Origin of the sequence: Christensenella sp. (assembly GCF_034927525.1) — a bacterium.
Taxonomy (GTDB): domain Bacteria; phylum Bacillota; class Clostridia; order Christensenellales; family Christensenellaceae; genus Christensenella.
Genome location: NZ_JAYFPU010000171.1, coordinates 1 through 2,830, shown reverse-complemented (window position 1 = coordinate 2,830; position 2,830 = coordinate 1). Strand labels below are relative to the sequence as shown.

General features: G+C 51.0%; 3 protein-coding genes. 2 read left to right on the top strand and 1 reads right to left on the bottom strand.

Going from position 1 to position 2,830, the window contains the following annotated elements; all coding sequences use genetic code 11:
* Nucleotides 1-277 (bottom strand): LytTR family DNA-binding domain-containing protein (locus VB081_RS06945; RefSeq protein ID WP_323400102.1); only part of this gene is annotated, 277 nt, incomplete at its 3' end.
* A 189-nt stretch (nt 278-466) separates the two neighbouring features.
* Between VB081_RS06945 and VB081_RS06940 the strand changes: the two genes are divergently transcribed.
* A complete protein-coding gene (locus tag VB081_RS06940; RefSeq protein ID WP_323400101.1) occupies nt 467-1,669 on the top strand; it encodes a S41 family peptidase in 1,203 nt (400 codons plus the stop codon).
* A 220-nt stretch (nt 1,670-1,889) separates the two neighbouring features.
* Nucleotides 1,890-2,830: GGDEF domain-containing protein (locus tag VB081_RS06935; RefSeq protein WP_323400100.1), on the top strand; the 941-nt coding region annotated here is incomplete at its 3' end.

Below are 2,830 nucleotides of genomic sequence, written 5' to 3'. Positions count from 1 at the left end.
CTTCTAGCTCGTAGAGGCGGTACTTCACACGGTAAAGATCGTCTTCCGTGTGCGCATACACCGTCTCGCCCTCTGTCTCGAAGAACAGCACGTCGCTCAAAGGGAAATAGTACTCGCGGTTTTCCTGATAGAACACGATATCCGCGCCCGGCGCTCCCTGCTCCATGATCAGCCTGCGGAGGTTGCGCACTTCGTCGCCCTCTTCACGACAGTAGATGACCGCTTCGTCTTCGTCTATTCCATTTTGTATTTCCACCCGTACCTTCACGCGCTTCATCCTTTCTTCTGCATTATAGCAAGCCAAAGACGCTATGCAAAGCGTTTTCGTGTAACAAGTAAAAAGCAGCCGCCAAGAGGTAAAAAAACATTCTGTTAAATTTATAGTATGGCGGCCCGTGTGCATGGAAAAAAGAGTCTGCCGGTGATACAATAAAAGAAAAAACATTCCCCGGAGGAATTTCGATACATGAAAAATTATTTCAAAGGCTTTTTGAGCGGCATGCTGGCACTGGCGTTGATCCTTGTGTGTGTGACCGCCTTCGACCGTTCGGGCGCTGCTTCAAGCAACGCCTCGTTGACCCCTGTTTTCGCTAAGATGCAGCAGATACAGAGGCTTGTCGATGATAAATTCTATTTTGAGCAGGACGCGGAAAAGATCGCCGATGGTGCATATGCCGGCATGATCTATGGGCTTGACGACAAGTTTTCCGCCTACCTTACCCCGCGGCAATACGAGCAATCGCTGCGCTCCTTACAGGGCAACTATACGGGCATTGGCGCGACCGTACACCAAGATAACGAAACACTTGAGACGATCGTGATCACCGTCGACCCGGAAGGGCCTGCGGCAAAAGCAGGTATGCAGGAAGATGATGTGATCGTGGCAGTGGACGGCGTGGACGTTTCGCAGATGCTTCTGACAGACATCATATACGACTACATCATGGGCGAGGTGGATACACAGGTCACGATCACCGTGGAGCGTGACGGCAAACGGCTCGACCTGCCCATGACGCGCAAAAACATCATCGACCAGACCGTTAACCACCAAATGCTGGACGACAAGACTGGCTATTTGCAGCTCACATCCTTTGAAGACGAGAGCGTGGAGCAGTTCAAATCTGCCATTGAAGATATGCAAAAGCAAGGCATGGAGCGCATCGTGTACGACTTGCGCGGCAATGGCGGCGGATCGCTTTCCTCGGTCATAGATATGCTTGATTACCTGCTGCCGGACGGCCTGCTGGTGTACACCGAGGACAAGGACGGTAACCGCCTCGAATCATACGAAGGCGAGGACGAACACGAGGTGGACATCCCCGCTGTCATTCTGGTCGACAAGGATTCGGCGAGTGCTTCGGAGGTCTTTTCCAGCGCGATGCGCGACTATGGGCGCGCACAGCTGGTGGGCACGCAGACGTACGGCAAGGGCATCGTACAAAAATTCTTCCCGCTTGAAGACGGCAGCGCGATCAAGCTGACCGTATCCGCTTATTTCACCAAAAGCGGCACGCCCATACAGGGCGAAGGGCTCACGCCGGACGTAGAGGTCGAGATGGCGGACGGAGAGTTGAAAGATCCGTTTGAAGAGCTTGACGCGGCGCAAGACGCGCAGCTTGAGGCAGGGATTCGTGCGCTTGAGGAACAGGCGCGCAAGTCGGTGTCTTAAAATCATACCTAAAAGGTATAAATTTATGGCGTTTTTCGCGTAGATATGATAAAATAACGGTAGTTTACAACAGTTTTTACGGTAAAGGAACCGCATATTCATGGTCTGGAATATTGCTGCGGAATGTTTTTCCGTCGTCATATTATGTATTTTATGGGTTTACTCGCGGCAGGGTAATTTTTTGCCCACCCTAAAAAACAGGCTCTTTCAGGTTTGTTTTTTGGTCACGTTTGTAGCCATTTCTTCCAACATCGCTTCCACGGTGTTATTGTACGACTACCAGAGCGTGCCCTTGTTTTTGAACTGGCTTGTAGCGATGGTCTATTTTATTACAACGCCGCTGATGGGCGTGGTTTACTTCTATTATACGTTTTCTATCGTGTTTGAAGGACATCCACGTTTTTCACGCTTGCTGCTACTGTCGTCCATACCGGCGATCATCTATCTTGTGATGGTTCTGTTAAATCCGTTTACGCACTGGTTCTTTAACATAGACGCTGCAAACGGTTATGTGCGCGGTAATCTGCTCATCTTAACGTACATCGTCTTTTATCTTTACTGCTTCTCCTGCCTGATCATTACCCTTTTTTGGGGCAGGCACCTCGAGCGGTCGATCCGCAATATACTTGCCTCCTTCCCCATCGTGGCAGGCATTGCCATCATTGTGCAGCAGTTTTTTCCGGAATTTATTTTGTCCGGCTCTGCCGCGACGTGCGCGCTGCTGATCATTTATCTGTACTTGCAGAACAAGCAGATATCCTTAGACCACCTGACCGGACTGCCCAACCGGCAAAGCTTTTTGAAAATGCTCGAGCTGCGTGTGGAGCGCCAGCAGGATGAACCGTTTGCGGTCGTTGTCCTGTCACTCAAAAGTTTCAAGACCTTAAACGACAACTTTGGGCAACACAACGGCAACCAGATCCTGCGCGCTGTGGCAGCGTATTTGCAGTCCATCTCTGCCGGAAACCTTGTATATCGCTACAGCGGCGACGAGTTTGCTATCCTTGTGCGCCGCATAGACAAAGAGTTTATCACCGGTCTGATCACCGAACTAAACAGGCGCATGACGCTCGTTTGGGAGGCGGGTACATGCAGCACACTGCTTTCGTGCGGTATCGCCGTCGTACAATACCCAAACAGCGCGCAAAGCGTGGAAGGGCT

Bases quoted from the DNA above. Each gene is read 5' to 3' on its own strand.
- VB081_RS06940 (WP_323400101.1), top strand. From the start codon at position 467: ATGAAAAATTATTTCAAAGGCTTTTTGAGCGGCATGCTGGCACTGGCG.